The 17,382-nt window shown below is 53.3% G+C and carries 13 protein-coding genes and 1 pseudogene; 9 read left to right on the top strand and 5 right to left on the bottom strand.

The annotated features are described in order from the left end of the window. Positions 1-9 precede the first annotated feature (9 nt). Positions 10-2,832 carry an excinuclease ABC subunit UvrA gene (gene uvrA / locus KI228_RS20250; RefSeq protein ID WP_042999044.1) on the bottom strand — a complete coding sequence of 941 codons (2,823 nt, stop codon included), beginning with the start codon at positions 2,830-2,832 and terminating at the stop codon, positions 10-12. 252 nt (positions 2,833-3,084) lie between these two features. On the opposite strand from uvrA, the gene ssb1 reads away from it, so the two are divergent. The 3 genes and pseudogenes from ssb1 (at position 3,085) to KI228_RS20235 (ending at position 4,781) form a co-directional block, all read left to right on the top strand. Further along, entirely contained in the window at positions 3,085-3,612 is a 528-nt protein-coding gene (ssb1, locus tag KI228_RS20245) for a single-stranded DNA-binding protein SSB1 (protein WP_042999045.1), read from the top strand. Between the two features lie 186 nt (positions 3,613-3,798). After that, positions 3,799-4,062, top strand: a pseudogene (gene tnpA / locus KI228_RS20240) (IS200/IS605 family transposase); the annotation flags it as partial. A 287-nt stretch (positions 4,063-4,349) separates the two neighbouring features. Continuing rightward, entirely contained in the window at positions 4,350-4,781 is a 432-nt protein-coding gene (locus tag KI228_RS20235; RefSeq protein ID WP_042999046.1) for a universal stress protein, read from the top strand. Positions 4,782-4,846: 65 nt separating this feature from the next. Here the strand turns inward: KI228_RS20235 and KI228_RS20230 are convergent, their stop codons facing one another. Both KI228_RS20230 and KI228_RS20225 read right to left on the bottom strand, forming a co-directional pair. Beyond that, on the bottom strand, positions 4,847-7,555 hold the full coding sequence (locus KI228_RS20230) for a cation-transporting P-type ATPase (RefSeq protein ID WP_042999047.1): 2,709 nt from the start codon (positions 7,553-7,555) through the stop codon (positions 4,847-4,849). 558 nt (positions 7,556-8,113) lie between these two features. Continuing rightward, positions 8,114-8,395 carry a YjcB family protein gene (locus tag KI228_RS20225; protein ID WP_042999048.1) on the bottom strand — a complete coding sequence of 94 codons (282 nt, stop codon included), beginning with the start codon at positions 8,393-8,395 and terminating at the stop codon, positions 8,114-8,116. Positions 8,396-8,991: 596 nt separating this feature from the next. On the opposite strand from KI228_RS20225, the gene KI228_RS20220 reads away from it, so the two are divergent. Next, positions 8,992-10,578 carry an EAL domain-containing protein gene (locus tag KI228_RS20220; RefSeq protein WP_042999049.1) on the top strand — a complete coding sequence of 529 codons (1,587 nt, stop codon included), beginning with the start codon at positions 8,992-8,994 and terminating at the stop codon, positions 10,576-10,578. Positions 10,579-10,580: 2 nt separating this feature from the next. Here KI228_RS20220 and soxS read toward each other — a convergent pair whose 3' ends face one another. Next, on the bottom strand, positions 10,581-10,904 hold the full coding sequence (gene soxS / locus KI228_RS20215; RefSeq protein WP_042321117.1) for a superoxide response transcriptional regulator SoxS: 324 nt from the start codon (positions 10,902-10,904) through the stop codon (positions 10,581-10,583). A gap of 86 nt (positions 10,905-10,990) precedes the next feature. Here soxS and soxR point away from each other — a divergent pair, with 86 nt between their 5' ends. The 4 genes from soxR to KI228_RS20195 all read left to right on the top strand — a co-directional run bounded on the left by soxR (position 10,991) and on the right by KI228_RS20195 (position 15,870). After that, positions 10,991-11,455 (top strand): redox-sensitive transcriptional activator SoxR, encoded by a 465-nt coding sequence (gene soxR, locus KI228_RS20210; RefSeq protein WP_042321119.1) that lies wholly within the window; start codon positions 10,991-10,993, stop codon positions 11,453-11,455. Positions 11,456-11,709: 254 nt separating this feature from the next. After that, on the top strand, positions 11,710-12,378 hold the full coding sequence (locus KI228_RS20205) for a glutathione S-transferase family protein (RefSeq protein WP_042999050.1): 669 nt from the start codon (positions 11,710-11,712) through the stop codon (positions 12,376-12,378). A 346-nt stretch (positions 12,379-12,724) separates the two neighbouring features. Next, complete coding sequence (ghxP, locus tag KI228_RS20200) at positions 12,725-14,074, top strand: guanine/hypoxanthine transporter GhxP (RefSeq protein ID WP_042321123.1); 1,350 nt, start codon at positions 12,725-12,727, stop codon at positions 14,072-14,074. Between the two features lie 149 nt (positions 14,075-14,223). After that, a complete protein-coding gene (locus KI228_RS20195; protein WP_042999051.1) occupies positions 14,224-15,870 on the top strand; it encodes a Na+/H+ antiporter in 1,647 nt (548 codons plus the stop codon). 491 nt (positions 15,871-16,361) lie between these two features. On the opposite strand, the gene KI228_RS20190 is transcribed toward KI228_RS20195, so the two are convergent. Continuing rightward, complete coding sequence (locus KI228_RS20190) at positions 16,362-16,499, bottom strand: hypothetical protein (protein ID WP_155273573.1); 138 nt, start codon at positions 16,497-16,499, stop codon at positions 16,362-16,364. 107 nt (positions 16,500-16,606) lie between these two features. Between KI228_RS20190 and KI228_RS20185 the strand changes: the two genes are divergently transcribed. Then, positions 16,607-17,302, top strand: a complete 696-nt coding sequence (locus tag KI228_RS20185) for an MgtC family protein (RefSeq protein ID WP_141227667.1) — start codon at positions 16,607-16,609, stop codon at positions 17,300-17,302. The last annotated feature ends 80 nt before the right edge of the window (positions 17,303-17,382 follow it).

The raw sequence follows: 17,382 nt of genomic DNA, 5'->3' as shown, positions 1-17,382 counted from the left end.
TTTTGTCTTTTACAGCATCGGTTTCAGGAAGCGGGCCGTGTGTGAGGCTTCACATTCCGCCACGGTTTCCGGCGTACCGGAGACGAGGATTTCCCCACCGCCGCTACCGCCTTCTGGACCGAGATCCACGATCCAGTCCGCCGTTTTGATGACGTCCAGGTTGTGCTCAATCACTACGATGGTATTGCCCTGATCGCGTAACTGATGGAGCACGTCCAGCAATTGCTGGATATCGGCAAAATGCAGACCCGTAGTCGGTTCATCCAGAATATAGAGCGTCTGGCCGGTGCCGCGTTTCGACAGTTCGCGCGCCAGCTTCACACGCTGGGCTTCACCGCCGGAGAGCGTTGTCGCCGACTGGCCGAGACGAATGTAGGTCAAACCGACATCCATCAGGGTTTGCAGCTTACGTGCCAGCGCCGGGACGGCATCAAAGAATTCACGTGCTTCTTCGATAGTCATATCCAGCACTTCGTGGATGGTTTTGCCCTTGTACTTAATCTCCAGCGTTTCGCGGTTATAGCGCTTGCCTTTGCACTGGTCGCACGGCACGTAAATATCTGGCAGGAAGTGCATTTCGACTTTAATTACGCCATCGCCCTGACAGGCTTCGCAACGCCCGCCGCGAACGTTAAAACTGAAACGCCCCGGCGTATAGCCGCGTGAGCGTGATTCCGGTACGCCAGCAAACAGCTCACGTACTGGCGTAAACACGCCCGTGTACGTTGCCGGGTTGGAACGCGGTGTACGTCCAATCGGGCTCTGATCGATGTCGATGACCTTATCGAAATGCTCCAGCCCCTGCACATCGCGGTACGGCGCCGGTTCGGCGATCGTCGCACCGTTCAACTGGCGCTGTGCAATCGGGAACAGCGTATCGTTAATCAGAGTCGATTTACCGGAACCGGACACGCCGGTGATGCAGGTGAACAGGCCGACCGGCAGCGTCAACGTCACGTCTTTCAGGTTGTTACCGCGCGCGCCGGTCAGTTTCAGCACTTTCTCCGGGTTTGCGGGAACGCGCTGTTTCGGCACTTCAATCTTGCGTTTGCCGCTCATGTACTGGCCGGTCAGGGACTCCGGCACCGCCATAATCGCTTCCAGCGGACCTTCGGCAACCACTTCGCCGCCGTGGACGCCGGCACCCGGACCGATATCAATCACGTGGTCGGCGGCGCGAATCGCATCTTCATCGTGCTCCACCACAATTACGGTATTGCCGAGATTGCGCAGGTGGATCAGCGTCCCCAGCAGACGTTCGTTATCGCGCTGGTGAAGGCCGATGGACGGCTCATCCAGCACGTACATCACGCCGACCAGACCGGCGCCAATCTGGCTTGCCAGTCGAATACGCTGGGCTTCGCCGCCGGAGAGCGTTTCCGCGGAACGGGACAGCGTCAGATAGTTGAGGCCAACGTTGACCAGGAACTTGAGGCGGTCGCCAATCTCTTTGAGGATTTTCTCTGCAATCTTCGCCCGCTGACCGGCGAGTTTGAGATTGTTGAAGAAGTCCATCGCATGGCCGATGCTCATGTCGGAAATGGTCGGCAGCGGGGTATTTTCAACGAAGACGTGGCGCGCTTCGCGCTTAAGACGGGTTCCTTCACAACTGGCGCACGGGCGGTTGCTGATGAACTTGGCTAACTCTTCACGAACGGCGCTGGATTCCGTCTCTTTATAGCGGCGTTCCATGTTGTGCAGTACGCCTTCAAACGGATGGCGACGCACGGAGGTATCGCCACGATCGTTCATGTATTTGAATTCAATACTCTCTTTACCAGAACCGTACAGCACCACTTTGTGTACGTTTGCGCTCAGGCTGGCCCACGGGGCTTCAACATCAAACTTGTAGTGTTCTGCCAGCGATTTCAGCATCTGGAAGTAATAGAAGTTCCGGCGATCCCAACCGCGAATGGCCCCGCCCGCTAGCGACAGCTCAGGGTTCTGGATCACGCGATCGGGGTCGAAATATTGCTGTACGCCGAGCCCATCGCAGGTCGGGCAGGCGCCCGCCGGGTTGTTAAAGGAGAACAGGCGTGGTTCCAGTTCGCGCATGCTGTAACCGCAGATTGGGCAGGCGAAGTTGGCGGAAAAGAGCAGTTCTTCTGCTTTTTCGTCGTCCATATCGGCAACCACCGCCGTCCCGCCGGAAAGCTCCAGCGCAGTCTCAAACGATTCCGCCAGACGAGTGCTGAGATCGTCACGCACTTTGAAACGATCGATCACCACCTCGATAGTGTGTTTCTTCTGCAGTTCCAGCTTTGGCGGATCGGAGAGGTCACACACTTCACCATCGATACGGGCGCGGATATAACCCTGGCTTGCCAGGTTTTCCAGCGTTTTGGTGTGCTCGCCCTTACGCTCTTTAATCACCGGGGCCAGCAGCATCAGGCGTTTGCCCTCCGGCTGCGACAGAACGTTATCCACCATCTGGCTTACGGTCTGCGCCGCCAGCGGAACATCGTGATCCGGGCAGCGCGGTTCGCCAACGCGGGCAAACAGCAGACGCAGGTAGTCGTGGATTTCGGTAATGGTGCCGACCGTCGAGCGCGGATTATGGGACGTCGATTTCTGTTCAATTGAGATGGCGGGAGACAGCCCCTCAATATGATCGACATCCGGCTTTTCCATTAACGACAGAAACTGACGCGCATAGGCAGAAAGGGATTCAACGTAACGACGCTGCCCTTCGGCATACAAGGTGTCGAAAGCGAGCGAGGATTTGCCTGACCCCGAAAGCCCGGTCACGACAATCAGTTTGTCGCGGGGGATGACGAGGTTGATGTTTTTGAGATTATGGGTGCGGGCGCCCCGAACTTCGATCTTATCCATTCACCTTTCCCGGATTAAACGCTTTTTTGCCCGGCGCAGCAGGGTGCTACCGGCGATCACAAACGGTTAATTATGACACAATAAAACCTGAATGGATATACAGTATTGGAATGCAAAACGCAGAGTCTTATGTAACAATGTCCGGCTGAGGTTGTTTCGCGGAATCCGCGTCGCAACATAGTAAATTCGCTATTGGTAATGCTACAATCGCGCGTTTACACTTATTAAGAAACGTTTTCAGGAGACTCGATCATGGCCAGCAGAGGCGTAAATAAGGTTATTCTCGTGGGTAATCTGGGCCAGGACCCGGAAGTACGCTACATGCCGAATGGTGGCGCAGTTGCCAACATCACGCTGGCTACTTCCGAATCCTGGCGTGACAAGCAGACCGGTGAAATGAAAGAGCAGACAGAATGGCACCGTGTTGTGCTGTTCGGCAAACTGGCGGAAGTAGCCAGCGAATATCTGCGTAAAGGTTCTCAGGTCTACATTGAAGGTCAGTTGCGTACCCGTAAATGGACCGATCAGTCCGGCGTAGAGAAATACACCACGGAAGTGGTGGTGAATGTTGGTGGTACCATGCAGATGCTGGGTGGTCGTCAGGGTGGTGGCGCACCGGCAGGCGGTCAGCAGCAACAGGGTGGTTGGGGTCAACCTCAGCAGCCACAGGGTGGCAACCAGTTCAGCGGCGGCGCGCAGTCTCGCCCGCAGCAGCAGTCTGCCCCAGCAGCACCGTCTAATGAACCACCAATGGATTTCGACGACGATATCCCGTTCTGATCAAGCCAGTTTAGCGCTGTGCTAAATAAAAATAGAAAAGCCCCGTTTCTGACGGGGCTTTTTTGTACGTATAAAACCCCAGCCAGGCTGGAGGTTCCGGAAAGCTTTCAATTTTGAGACAGTTATTAAAACCCCTTGCGGTCTGGCAACTGCAAAAGTTAAACAAGAAATCAAAAGGGGATCCCAATGAGGGACGAAAAGAGCTTAGCGCACACCCGATGGAACTGTAAATATCATATAGTTTTTGCGCCAAAATACCGAAGACAAGCGTTCTACGGAGAGAAACGCAGGGCGGTAGGCAGCATCTTAAGAAAGCTGTGTGAGTGGAAAAACGTACGAATCCTGGAAGCGGAATACTGTGCAGATCATATCCATATGCTTGTGGAGATCCCACCAAAAATGAGCGTATACGGCTTTATGGCGTATCTGAAAGGGAAAAGTAGTCTGATGCAAATGTCAGATCGTATGCGCCTGTTAGGGCGCGGCTAGTAACAGAGCCTTATCGGCGCATCAGAAAAACCTCCGGCTATGCCGGAGGATATTTTTTTGTCAGTTTTTCTCACGCTACGTAAATAAATCTGCAGAGTTATCAGGAAGATAAATAAACTGCCTGAGATCAAATCGTGACGACGATTATCGATTATCCTGCGTTCGCAACTTTCACCCATTAAGACTGAACCTTGCCGGGCTTTTCAGGGAAACACGATCAGCCTGTCAGCGAACATAAGGAAATTAGAATGAACAAATCCATTTTAATGCCGGTTGATATTCTGGCGATGGACCTTTCTGACAAAGCGATTGCCTGGGCCGATCACATGCTCAATAAAGAAGAGGGCGTGCTACATCTGCTGCACGTTTTCCCTAAGCTGCAGGCGTCGCCAATGCGCGGCTTTGCTTCGGATATCAAAAAATACGAAGAGTACATGACCAACGATGCGCAGGAGAAAATGCTCGCGCTGGCGAGAAAATTCAAAACGCCGCTGGAGAGGATTCGCTTTGAAGTCCGACACGGCAATATTCGCGATGAGGTGAATGACGCGGCAGCGGCGCATAATGCCGAAATGATTATTATCGGCTCACGCAAACCGGGGATTGCCACCCATCTGCTGGGCTCGGCAGCCGCTAATATTTTGCGTTACGCAAAGGTGCCGGTAATGGTTGTTCGTTAATCCGTCATCGTAGACGAAAAAGGCCTCCGGTTTTGGGAGGCCTTTTTATTGCCGGATACCGCCGGTTAGTTCCGGCGGTATTTGCGGGTGAGGGGTTTCTCAATCTCAACAATGAAGAACAGCGCGATGCCGATGGCAAAGGTAATTCCCCAGTAGCGTAGCGGCAGGGCTTCCGTACCAAACAACATTTGCAGGAACGGCACGTAGATAATCGCCAACTGCAGCAGTAACAGAATACCGCTGACCAGCCAGATGCCTTTATTCATCAGCAGACCGCGACCCAGCGAGAAGCCATCGGAAACGCGGCAGTTAAGCATGTACACCCACTGCGCCGTCACCAGCGTTTGCAACAGGACCGTGCGGATGAATTCCGGGCTGTGACCGCGCGGCTGCAGCCAAGCTTCCAGCATAAAGGCACAGGCGGCAATTAGCGTACCGACAAACCCTACGCGCCAGATAGCAAAGCCATCCATCACGTTCTCATTACTCTGGCGCGGTGGGCGGCGCATGATGTTGCGCTCACCGGCTTCAAACGCCAGACCGAATGACAGCGTGGCGGAGGTTGCCATGTTCATCCACAGGATCAGCACTGGCGTCAGCGGGATCAGATTACCCGCCAGCAGCGCGACGATGATCAGCAGACCCTGCGCCAGGTTAGTGGGCATGATAAACAGGATGGTTTTCTTCAGGTTGTCGTAGACGCGGCGCCCTTCCTGTACCGCGCTGGCAATGGTCGCGAAGTTATCATCCGTCAGCACCATGTCGGCGGCCTCTTTCGTCACTTCGGTACCTTTAATACCCATCGCGATGCCTACATCGGCCTGCTTCAGCGCCGGCGCGTCGTTGACACCATCCCCGGTCATGCCGACGATCTCGCCTTTTTCTTGCAGGGCTTTTACCAGACGCAGCTTATGCTCCGGGCTGGTACGGGCAAAGATATCGTAGGTGACGGCCGCTTCGGCAAGTTCAGCCTCATCCATCTGCTCGAGTTCATAGCCCGTCACCGCATGTGTGCTGTTATGGATACCCAACATGCCGCCAATGCTCATGGCGGTTTGCGGGTGATCGCCGGTGATCATTTTGACGCGGATCCCGGCTTGCTGGCAGGCACCGATCGCCGCAATGGCTTCCGGGCGCGGCGGATCCATCATCCCGGCGATGCCGAGGAAAATGAGCCCCTCACTCAGACAGTCATGGGTCAGCGCATCGGCATCAGCACGCGCAGGCTTCCAGGCGGCAGCCACCATCCGCAAACCTTCTTTGGCATAGCGGGCGATTTCGGCCTCCCAGTGCGGCTGGGTAAAGGCTTCCGTGCCGTTCGCGGTTTGTTGCAACCGGCAGAGTTTAAACAGCACATCCGGTGCCCCGGTCACCAGTACGCGCTCGTCGTTGCCGATGCGATAGTGCGTCGCCATATATTTGTACTGGGAATCGAACGGGATTTTACTGCGCAGTTCGCTCTCGACGGCAGGCAGCATGGCCTTGGCGGCCAGCACTTTCAGCGCCCCTTCCGTTGGTCCGCCGGTAATTCCCCAGTGCCCCTGTTCATCGCGAATCAACTGGCTGTCGTTGCACAGATCAATAGTACGCAGATAGCTTTCAAGCAGGCTGCCAGGCGCAATCTCTGCCTGCGCGTCGTTTTCCTCGACGTGGATCTCGCCCGTTGGTTCGTAGCTGTTGCCCTGCACGCGATAATTTTTATCCGCCGTGATGATGGCTTTAACCGTCATCTCGTTCATGGTCAGCGTGCCGGTTTTGTCGGAACAAATCACCGACATGGCACCCAACGTTTCAACGGTAGGCAGTTTGCGGATGATGGCGCGTTTGCGGGCCATGGTCTGTACGCCCAGCGACAGGATGATCGAGATAATCGCCGGTAAACCTTCCGGAACGGCCGCGACAGCCAGGCTAATTAACGAAAGCAGCAGTTCACCCATCGGCATATCGCGCAGCAGCAGACTGAAAATAAACAGCCCGAGCATCATGGCGAGAATAAGGGCGAAAATCGCTTTACCGAGTTTATCCATCTGCACCAGTAGTGGCGTACGGTGCTTTTCGATCTCCGTCATCATCTGGTTGATATGGCCCAGTTCCGTCGCCTCGCCGGTGGCGATTACCACGCCAAGCCCCGCCCCGGCGCTGATGGTGGTGCCAGAGAACAGCAGGTTTTTGCGATCGCCCAGCGGCAGTTCGCCACTCAGCGCCTCTGCCGTTTTGTCCACAACGGTGGATTCACCGGTCAGGATAGCCTCTTCAACCCGCAGGTTATGGGCTTCCATGACACGAAGATCGGCGGGAATACGGTCACCCGCACGCAGTACCACGATATCGCCGACAACCAGATCGGTCGTCGCGACCGTCTCATGTTGTCCGTTACGGACCACGACAGCGGATGCGGAGAGCATATTGCGGATGCTTTTCAGCGATTTTTCCGCGTTGTTTTCCTGAATATGGCCAATCAGGGCGTTGATCACCGCGACGCCGAGGATGACGGCTGTATCCACCCAGTGCCCCATTACGGCGGTGAGGGCCGCTGCGGCGATCAGGACGTAGATCAGAACATCGTGAAAATGGGCCAGAAAGCGTAGCCAGGCGGGTTTACCCGCTTTTTCCGGTAGTGCGTTAAGGCCATCTCTGGCAAGACGTGCGCTGGCCTCATTGTGAGTCAGCCCGGAAGGTTGGCTCTGCTGATTTTTCAGAACCTCCTCAACGGTTAGCTGGTACGGCTTTTTTCCAGCGCATGGCGCAGAATGGAGACGATTGCTGTTCGGCATTCTGGTCAAAGTAAATTTCCTCAAAGAATAAAATTTTAATATTTTGAAACACGCGCATACTATTTGAATAATGCCTTAAGATGTTTGATATTAATCAATGGTATTTCGGTAAATATTATTTTATCTTTGAGTGAAGATGATATTTTCCCTTGTTTTTTATGAGGGTAAATGGAAGTGTAAATTTAGGAAAGGAGGTGTTTATGTTTGGAATATACAATGCCAAGAGATTGATTTTATTGATTATGTTTGCAATCGCTGTGGCGGCAATTAGCGGTATTTCAACCTATTTCTTTGTAAAATATCTGGGATGAGAATAATAAAAACAGTCTTCCTTACATAACTTTTAAATCCTGAAAAATAATGACATTAGGGAAATCAGAGACAACGGGGAAATATATTATGAAGCGCAGCCTGCCGAATAAACGGGCCGCGCCATATAAGCGAATAATCGAGGCGGGCTTGCTGAAATCGAAGGGGAATCGAGTGTGTCCACAACAAACACCGACGGGATTATCTGGAAACAATAAAAAAGCCTCCGTCAGGGAGGCTTAGGTGAAATCAGGTCAATACCATCGGCCATTCCGGCGGCGTCTGGCTCATTACTTCAACCATCACGGATTCAATGTTGTTCCAGATGGCGGAGAGATCCATCAGGGTGATGCCGAGTAATCCCGTCGCAAACCAACAGGCGGCGACAACCCCGAGCCCACTGCTGATCACTGCCAGACCAATGTAATCTGAGCGACGAAAGCGAATATTCAATGTGCTGGCGAGAAACATGAGCACAGCGCTCAGCAGCTGCCAGCGGAGAAGAACCACGCCAGTGGTTAGGGTAGCCATGAAATATTTCCTCTGAGAATAGCAGGTGCCCTGGACAGCGCGGCGTTTTCACGGGAGGCGTGGCGCACTCTGGCTATCGATGGGCATTCATATCAACACCGAATGAAACATTGTTTTTGTTTCATAATATTTGTGAACTATATCACGGTTAGGCGACCGTTCGCCAGCCTGTCGACTTCTTTTTTGCCTGCTTTATAACCTTAATAAAAACATGGTTATTGATTCAATGATCGACACACTTTCACCGTGGTGCAACCGAAAAGCGCGACGTAATAAAGAGGCAATGGCTTTACCTTGTTTGTATTGTCAAAAAATAAGCAGACATAGAAATTTAACTTAATTCCATTTTGCGAATGAGCCAACAAAACTTTCATAAAACACGACTCCTTTCGCAGAATGGATTACCCTTAATAAAATTAATCGTCACTGCGGGTTTGCTTTATGGTCGAATATTATCACCATCTTGCAATATCAGACTTTTGCTAATAAAAGTCTGTTGCTAATATTGATAGATTCATGCAACGTAACCACCTGTGTAATTTAGCATCCTGTCTTGATGATAACAGGCATATGAAATGCAGGGATATAGGGCTGAAATGAATCATCGGGTGCGACGCAAGGTGCTGAGGTTCCTCGGGATAATCATGGTGGTTTTGCTCCCCGTGATGCTGGCGCTATGGTTTGCCCACCTGCAAGCAACGTCCCAAACCAGTAAGCAACTGAGCATTTTTGCTCATCTGGCTTTAGATAAAACAGAACTGGTCGTTTTACAGGCAGACTTAGCCCGCGATGCCGCTGAACAGTATCAGGGACAAGCGTGTACGCCGGCGCATCAACAACGAATGTTGAATATTATCCGAGGGCGCCTGTATATCAACGAGTTAATTTATGCGCAAGGCGATCGTTTTTTATGCTCAACGGTAATGGCACCGTCAGCGCCCTATATTATGCCAACGGCAAACTATAAACGAAAACCCAATATCGCTATTTATTACTTTCGCGATACGCCTTTTTTCACCGGTTATAAAATGACGTATATGCAACGTGGAAACTATGTTGCCGTGATCAATCCATTGTCATATAGCGAAGTGATGTCCGAAGACCCCGAGCTGGCCTGGGGGGTCTATGACACGGTAACCAACACCTTTTTCTCCCTTAGCGAACAGGCCTGGGCGGCTCAACTATTGCCACTGGTCCAGCGTAATCAGTCTGTCTTCCGGCAGGACGACCGTTTTTATACCGTCGTCCAATCGGATAAACGCCCCATAGCGGTCATTGTGTCGACTTCGATGCAGCGGTTTTATCAGAATCTGTATCAGCAATTGCTGATCGCGCTTCCGTTGGCGGTCATCAGCAGTATTTTGCTATTAATGTTCTGGTCTCGGGCGCGTCGGCAATACTACTCGCCGCGGCGCATGCTCCAGCGCGCGCTTAAACAGCGTCAGCTTTGCCTGCACTATCAGCCGATCATTGATATCAAAAACGAGAAATGCGTGGGGGCGGAAGCGCTGCTGCGCTGGCCGGGTTGTAAAGATCAGGTGATGAGTCCGGCGGAGTTTATCCCGCTGGCGGAAAAAGAGGGGATGATCGCGCAGATTACCGACTACGTGGTGGAAGAAGTGTTCAGTGATATGGGGACGTTTCTGGCTGCAAATCCACAGTTGTATATCTCTATCAACCTTTCCGCATCGGATTTCCACTCTTCACGATTGATTGCCATGATCGCGGATAAAGCGCGCGAACATGGCGTGCTTGCGCAACAAATAAAAGTCGAAGTGACCGAGCGAGGATTTATCGATGTGCCGAAAACCACGCCGGTGATCCAGGCATTTCGTCAGGCAGGCTATGAAGTGGCGATTGATGATTTCGGCACCGGCTACTCTAACCTGCACAACCTCTATTCCCTGAACGTTGATATTCTTAAGATCGACAAGTCCTTTATCGATACGCTGACCACCAACAGTACCAGCCATCTGATTGCGGAACATATCATTGAGATGGCGCAAAGCCTGCGTCTGAAAACCATCGCAGAAGGCGTGGAGACGGCGGATCAGGTGAGCTGGCTGCTTAAACGCGGGGTGCAGTACTGTCAGGGGTGGCACTTTGCGAAGGCGCTGCCGCCGCAGGACTTCATTCACTGGCTGCAACAACCGCCCGCACTCCTGATGCAGCGCGGGCAGTAATACTACAGGCGGTGGCGGTAGTCGCTGGGGGTGCGATCAAATTCCCGGCGAAACACGCGGGAAAATGTCTGTTGCGACACATAACCTAAATCCATCGCAATATCGAATATCGGTCGCTCGGTGTTGCGCAGCTCAACGGCGGCCAACAGCAGTCGGCGCTGACGGATATAGTCACCCAACGTCTGGCGCATTACTGTGCGGAACATCCTCTGTAAATACCACTTTGAATAACCTGATTTTTTCGCGACCACATCAATGTTCAGCGGTTGGTCGATATGTTCATCAATCCATTCAATAAGGGTCTGAATAATTTGCTGATGGGACATATTGCTGCCTCCTTCTCAGTGTTCGATTCGTCTATTTGTCTGCGGGCGAGTATAATTCCTCAAGTTAACTTGAGGTAAAGCGATTTATGGAAAAGAAATTACCGCGTATAAAAGCGATGCTCACGCCGGGCGAAGTGGCAAAGCGTAGCGGCGTGGCGGTGTCCGCATTGCATTTCTATGAAAGCAAGGGGCTTATCAGCAGTATCCGCAATAGCGGCAATCAGCGCAGATACCGGCGTGACGTGTTGCGTTATGTCGCGATTATCAAGATTGCTCAGCGAATCGGTATCCCACTGGCGACTATCAGTGAAGCACTGGGCGTGTTGCCGGAAGGTCATACCCTCAGCGCTAAAGAGTGGAAGCAACTCTCCTCGCAATGGCGCGAAGAGCTGGACCGTCGCATTCATACGCTGGTGGCGCTGCGTGATGAGCTGGATGGTTGCATCGGCTGTGGCTGCTTGTCGCGCAAAGACTGTCCGTTACGTAACCCCGGAGATCGGCTGGGCGAAGAGGGTACGGGCGCGCGTCTGCTGGAAGATGAACAAAACTAAAGCGCCGCAAGGGCGCTTTAGTTTGTTTTCCGGTCTTTGTCTTTCTCTCTATCCCGCTGGTTCACGGGAGGGTTTCCCCCGACGTCAACACCCCTCATTCGAGCACGTGGTGGAGGTTCCGGTTTGTGTTGATACTGTAAGTGTAAGCCGCGTTATCCCGTTTGCCAGTGTATCTGGCGACTTTTTAGGCGAATTTTTTTCGCCATCTCCCATAATTTACTAGAGTGAGTAAGAGGAAATGACGGGAGAACATCATGCTGACGGTGCATCATTTAAACCAGTCCCGCTCACAGCGCATTCTCTGGGCGCTGGAGGAGCTATCGCTGCCTTACCAGATTGTGCGTTACCAGCGTGAAAAGAACATGCTCGCTCCGCCGGCGCTGAAGAAAATTCATCCGCTGGGGAAATCCCCCGTAGTGGAAGATAACGGCGCGATCCTCGCGGAGTCGGGGGCGATTCTCGACTATTTGCAGGACACCTATGACAGCGAAGGGAAGTTTAAACCGGCTGATGCACAATCCGTTCTCCAGTATCGCTTCTGGTTGCATTACGCCGAGGGTTCGCTGATGCCGTTGCTGTTAATGAAGCTGGTCTTCACCAGTCTGGGGAAACCGCCCGTGCCGTTTGGTTTGCGCACGCTGGGCGGCGCGCTGGGGCAGGGCGTACAAAAAGCGTATCTCAATCCGCAACTGGAAACCCACGCGCGCTTTATTGACGCGCACCTCGCTGAGCGTCTGTGGTTTGCCGGAGACCATCTCAGCATGGCGGATATCCAGATGAGTTTTCCTCTTTTTGCGCTACTGGCGCGCGGTGGTATTGCCGATCTTCCCCATATCAGCGCGTGGAAAAAACGCGTGGAAATGCGTCCTGCCTGGCAACGTGCCATTCAGCAGGGAGGACCTTTTGCCATTCCCGGTGGTTGATGGCGGTTTTTTAACCGTCTTGCCTCCTGCATTTGCGACGCGATCCGGCTAACTATGTTGCCGGATTGCGCATTGACGATAACGTTTGCGCATCAGTTGGTGATTTCTTCAGCGTTAGTGCAAGAAATGAGTAAAAAGCGGCAAAGTTCAGTTGAAAATCCTCGTATGATCGCTGGATAATCGTTTGCTTTTTTTACAACCCGTTTTTTTATGCGCGGAGCTAAACGTTTGCTTTTTGCGACACCCCTCTTTGTCGCGATCAGAGCACAGGGAGTTGACGTTGCGCTGGCAGTGGATTGTCCACCACGCATAAGAACGAATAATAAACTCTCAGGGGATGTTTTCTATGTCTACGCCTTCAGCGCGTACCGGCGGTTCGCTCGACGCCTGGTTTAAAATTTCACAACGTGGAAGCACTGTCCGTCAGGAAGTGGTGGCAGGTTTAACAACGTTTCTGGCGATGGTGTACTCCGTTATCGTCGTGCCTGGCATGCTGGGTAAAGCCGGATTCCCGCCCGCGGCGGTGTTCGTCGCGACCTGTCTGGTGGCCGGTCTGGGCTCTATCGTCATGGGGTTGTGGGCCAACCTGCCGCTGGCGATTGGTTGCGCCATCTCGCTGACCGCCTTCACCGCGTTCAGTCTGGTTCTGGGCCAGCAGATTAGCGTTCCGGTCGCACTGGGTGCGGTATTCCTGATGGGTGTACTGTTTACCATTATCTCCGCCACCGGGATCCGTAGCTGGATCCTGCGTAATTTGCCGCAGGGCATCGCGCACGGTACCGGCATCGGTATCGGTCTGTTTTTACTGCTGATTGCGGCGAACGGCGTGGGTCTGGTTATCAAGAACCCGCTGGATGGTCTGCCCGTAGCGCTTGGTCACTTCGCTACCTTCCCGGTGATTATGTCGCTGGTGGGTCTGGCGGTAATTATCGGTCTGGAGAAACTGAAAGTGCCGGGCGGTATTCTGCTGACTATTATCGGCATTTCTGTCGTTGGTCTGATTTTCGATCCGGCGGTGAAATTCTCCGGCATTTTTGCCATGCCGTCGCTGAGCGATGAAACCGGTAAATCACTGATTGGCAGCCTGGATATCATGGGCGCGCTGAACCCGGTTGTTCTGCCAAGCGTTCTGGCGCTGGTAATGACCGCTGTGTTTGATGCCACCGGCACCATCCGTGCCGTGGCGGGTCAGGCGAATCTGCTGGATAAAGACGGGCAGATTATTGACGGCGGTAAAGCACTGACCACAGACTCCCTGAGCAGCGTGTTCTCCGGTCTGGTGGGTGCGGCGCCGGCAGCAGTCTACATTGAGTCGGCAGCCGGTACGGCGGCGGGGGGGAAAACTGGCCTGACCGCCATTACCGTTGGCGTGCTGTTCCTGCTGATCCTGTTCCTTTCCCCGCTCTCTTACCTCGTTCCGGTGTATGCCACGGCGCCTGCGCTGATGTACGTCGGTCTGCTGATGCTGAGCAACGTGGCGAAAATCGATTTCGCTGACTTTGTCGATGCGATGGCGGGTCTGGTGACGGCAGTATTCATTGTACTGACTTGTAACATCGTGACCGGCATCATGATTGGTTTTGCCACGCTGGTGATTGGCCGTGTGGTGTCGGGTGAATGGCGCAAGCTGAACATCGGCACCGTAGTGATCGCCGTGGCGCTGGTGGCGTTCTATGCCGGTGGCTGGGCCATTTGATTCCGAAAGTGATTCCGAAAAACGGGTGGCGTTTGCCGCCCGTTTTTATTTTCAGCACACACTCGTTGTCTTTTGCGATACTCTGAGAAAGGCAAAATTGAGGCACGACGCCTCTCAAACACATAAGAAACATCGCAAACAGGGAACGCATGGAAATCTTCTTCACAATACTCATCATGACCCTTGTGGTCTCGCTGTCCGGGGTATTTACGCGCGTATTGCCCTTCCAGCTCCCCTTACCCCTCATGCAGATTGCTATCGGCGCGCTGTTGGCGTGGCCCACGTTTGGTCTGCACGTAGAATTTGACCCCGAACTGTTTCTGGTTCTGTTTATCCCGCCGCTGCTGTTTGCGGATGGCTGGAAGACGCCAACGCGAGAATTTCTTGAACATGGGCGAGAGATTTTCGGTCTGGCGCTGGCGCTGGTGCTGGTCACCGTGGTCGGGATTGGTTTTCTGATTTACTGGCTGGTGCCGGGCATTCCGTTGATTCCGGCCTTTGCGCTGGCTGCCGTGCTGTCGCCAACCGATGCGGTTGCGCTTTCCGGTATTGTCGGTGAAGGGCGGATCCCTAAGAAAATCATGGGCATCCTGCAAGGTGAGGCGCTGATGAATGACGCCTCCGGTCTGGTATCTTTGAAATTTGCCGTTGCGGTGGCGATGGGCACGATGGTGTTTACCGTCGGCGGCGCGACGGTGGAGTTCTTTAAGGTGGCGATCGGCGGTATCCTCGCGGGCTTTGTGGTCAGTTGGCTGTACGGTCGCTCGCTGCGCTTTCTCAGCCGCTGGGGCGGCGATGAGCCAGCGACGCAAATCGTCCTGCTGTTCCTGCTGCCGTTCGCATCGTACCTGATCGCAGAACATATCGGCGTCTCCGGGATCCTCGCGGCGGTCGCCGCCGGGATGACCATCACCCGCTCCGGGGTGATGCGCCGTGCGCCGCTGGCGATGCGTCTGCGCGCCAACAGCACCTGGGCGATGCTTGAGTTTGTGTTTAACGGCATGGTCTTTTTGCTGTTGGGCCTGCAACTGCCGGGCATTCTCGAGTCGTCGCTGGTGGCAGCGGAGGCCGATCCGAACGTGGAAATCTGGATGCTATTTACCGATATCATTCTGATTTATGTGGCGCTGATGCTGGTGCGTTTCGGCTGGCTGTGGACGATGAAAAACTTCAGCATGCGTTTCCTGAAAAAGAAACCGATGGAGTTTGGCTCCTGGACGACACGGGAAATTTTGATCGCCTCCTTTGCGGGCGTTCGCGGGGCTATCACCCTCGCGGGTGTCCTGTCTATCCCGCTGCTGCTGCCAGATGGCAACGTCTTCCCGGCGCGCTACGAACTGGTCTTCCTGGCCGCTGGTGTGATTCTGTTCTCGCTGTTTGTCGGCGTGATTATGCTGCCGATTCTGCTGCAACATCTGGAAGTGGCCGATCATTCTCAGCAACTGAAAGAGGAGCGGATTGCCCGCGCGGCGACGGCGGAGGTGGCGATTGTCGCCATTCAGAAGATGGAAGAGCGTCTGGCGGCGGATACCGAAGAGAACATTGATAATCAGCTGCTGACCGAGGTGAGTTCCCGCGTCATCGGTAACCTGCGGCGTCGTGCCGACGGGCGTAACGATGTTGAGAGTTCGCTCCAGGAAGAGAATCTGGAACGCCGCTTCCGTCTCGCGGCGCTGCGTTCAGAGCGGGCGGAGCTGTATCACCTGCGCGCCACGCGTGAAATCAGCAATGAAACGCTGCAAAAACTGCTGCACGATCTCGACCTGCTGGAAGCGTTACTGATCGAAAATCAGTAACACCGTCATGTTGCCCGGTGGCGCTACGCTTACCGGGCATCGACCCGGGCGGCAGATTCAGCGGACCGTCGAATCCCTGACGGATATGTCCTGGAATCGCCTGGTGAGCGAAACGACGTCATTCTGAGCCATACTGATTTTCAGTCTGTAGAAAAGTAGTCAGGTCATGCGTATCCCGCGTAGTGTATGGCAACAACAGGACCGGGAGACGGCAGCTTTTAAATTTGCAGCCTTCAGGCTGCTTAGTTCTATCCCGCTATGATTGGTGCATGGTAGGGCAGGATTAGGTGCTGATAGCAGCGATCGTGACGTCGATAATTAATGACGTCTTTGATTAGTGAATTAACCCCGGTTCGCGCCGGGGTGGGCTTTGAGCATTAAGGTCATTCTAAACAAATCGTCACTAAAGCGAGATTTTAACTTTACTCGAATAATTGAATGATTATAATGAGCACAAATTCATACAGGAGAAATATGTTGGACAGTCACCCTTATTTATACATAAAGGCAAGCTGACGTAATTTTTTCTGCGCTGCTTGCCTACCGGCGGGCAGCAATCTCCTCATCCAGACGATTGCATCCCATAAAGAATAACGCAGCATGGCTGCGAGGATAATCGTCATGTTCATGTTTAAAAATACATTATTCCCTCCACCGTCAACGCGACGTTAATCGCCTTTCCGGCGACAATTCGTCGTGTGCTTAATAAAGCACGTAGTTAATTCTTCCAACATAAATGGAGGAAGCTATGTTGATGTTTCCTTATATCGCAAATTTACTCGCTGCGATGCTATTGGGCGCGCTGATTGGCGCTGAAAGACAGTGGCGTCAGCGTATGGCCGGCCTGCGCACTAACGCGCTGGTCGCCACCGGCGCGGCGGTTTTTATTCTGAGCTCCATTTCAACCTCTCCGGACAGCCCTGGACGTATTGCCGCGCAGGTGGTTTCCGGAATTGGTTTTCTCGGTGCCGGCGTCATCATGCGTGAAGGCATGAACGTGCGCGGCCTGAATACCGCTGCAACCTCGTGGTGCTCTGCGGCGATTGGCGTGCTGTGTGGACTGGGCCAGTTCTGGCAAGCGGCGGCGGCAACGCTGATAATCCTCTGCGCCAATATTCTACTGCGCGAAGCGGCGCAGAGAATTAATCAGATCCCCGGCGCGACAGAAGAAGAGAAATGCTACGTTCTGAATATTGTCTGTCAAAGCGAATATGAAAACGCGATTCGTCAGCTATTGCTTAATATCAGTAAAGAGATGACGCTCAGCCTTCAGGGACTGGTGTCAACAGCAGCAAAAGAACAAGGGCATAAAGAAATTCGCATCGAACTGGTGGGTAATACTGACTGCCGCAAAGCGCGAGACCTTATTATGTCAAGAGTTGGCGGGGACGAAAACATTACGTCAGTCCGCTGGTGTGTCGAGGGGAGTTAACCTCGCGGCTATTCTACACCGACAATCATTTGTCTAAGGAGGGAATGATGAATATTCCCAGGCAATTAAAGTAATAAGCG

This window comes from Citrobacter amalonaticus (genome assembly GCF_018323885.1).
In the GTDB taxonomy this organism is placed as follows: Bacteria; Pseudomonadota; Gammaproteobacteria; order Enterobacterales; family Enterobacteriaceae; genus Citrobacter_A; species Citrobacter_A amalonaticus.
Note: the sequence above shows the minus strand (reverse complement) of the source record. Positions and strands in the feature narration are given on the sequence as shown.

Excerpts from the sequence above, each read along its gene's own strand:
- KI228_RS20190 (WP_155273573.1), bottom strand. The coding sequence starts at position 16,499 with ATGAACATGACGATTATCCTCGCAGCCATGCTGCGTTATTCTTTATGG.
- KI228_RS20220 (WP_042999049.1), top strand. The coding sequence starts at position 8,992 with ATGAATCATCGGGTGCGACGCAAGGTGCTGAGGTTCCTCGGGATAATC.
- KI228_RS20185 (WP_141227667.1), top strand. The coding sequence starts at position 16,607 with ATGGAGGAAGCTATGTTGATGTTTCCTTATATCGCAAATTTACTCGCT.
- ghxP (WP_042321123.1), top strand. The coding sequence starts at position 12,725 with ATGTCTACGCCTTCAGCGCGTACCGGCGGTTCGCTCGACGCCTGGTTT.
- KI228_RS20235 (WP_042999046.1), top strand. The coding sequence starts at position 4,350 with ATGAACAAATCCATTTTAATGCCGGTTGATATTCTGGCGATGGACCTT.
- KI228_RS20225 (WP_042999048.1), bottom strand. The coding sequence starts at position 8,395 with ATGGCTACCCTAACCACTGGCGTGGTTCTTCTCCGCTGGCAGCTGCTG.
- KI228_RS20195 (WP_042999051.1), top strand. The coding sequence starts at position 14,224 with ATGGAAATCTTCTTCACAATACTCATCATGACCCTTGTGGTCTCGCTG.
- soxS (WP_042321117.1), bottom strand. The coding sequence starts at position 10,904 with ATGTCCCATCAGCAAATTATTCAGACCCTTATTGAATGGATTGATGAA.
- ssb1 (WP_042999045.1), top strand. The coding sequence starts at position 3,085 with ATGGCCAGCAGAGGCGTAAATAAGGTTATTCTCGTGGGTAATCTGGGC.
- KI228_RS20230 (WP_042999047.1), bottom strand. The coding sequence starts at position 7,555 with ATGCCGAACAGCAATCGTCTCCATTCTGCGCCATGCGCTGGAAAAAAG.
- KI228_RS20205 (WP_042999050.1), top strand. The coding sequence starts at position 11,710 with ATGCTGACGGTGCATCATTTAAACCAGTCCCGCTCACAGCGCATTCTC.
- uvrA (WP_042999044.1), bottom strand. The coding sequence starts at position 2,832 with ATGGATAAGATCGAAGTTCGGGGCGCCCGCACCCATAATCTCAAAAAC.
- soxR (WP_042321119.1), top strand. The coding sequence starts at position 10,991 with ATGGAAAAGAAATTACCGCGTATAAAAGCGATGCTCACGCCGGGCGAA.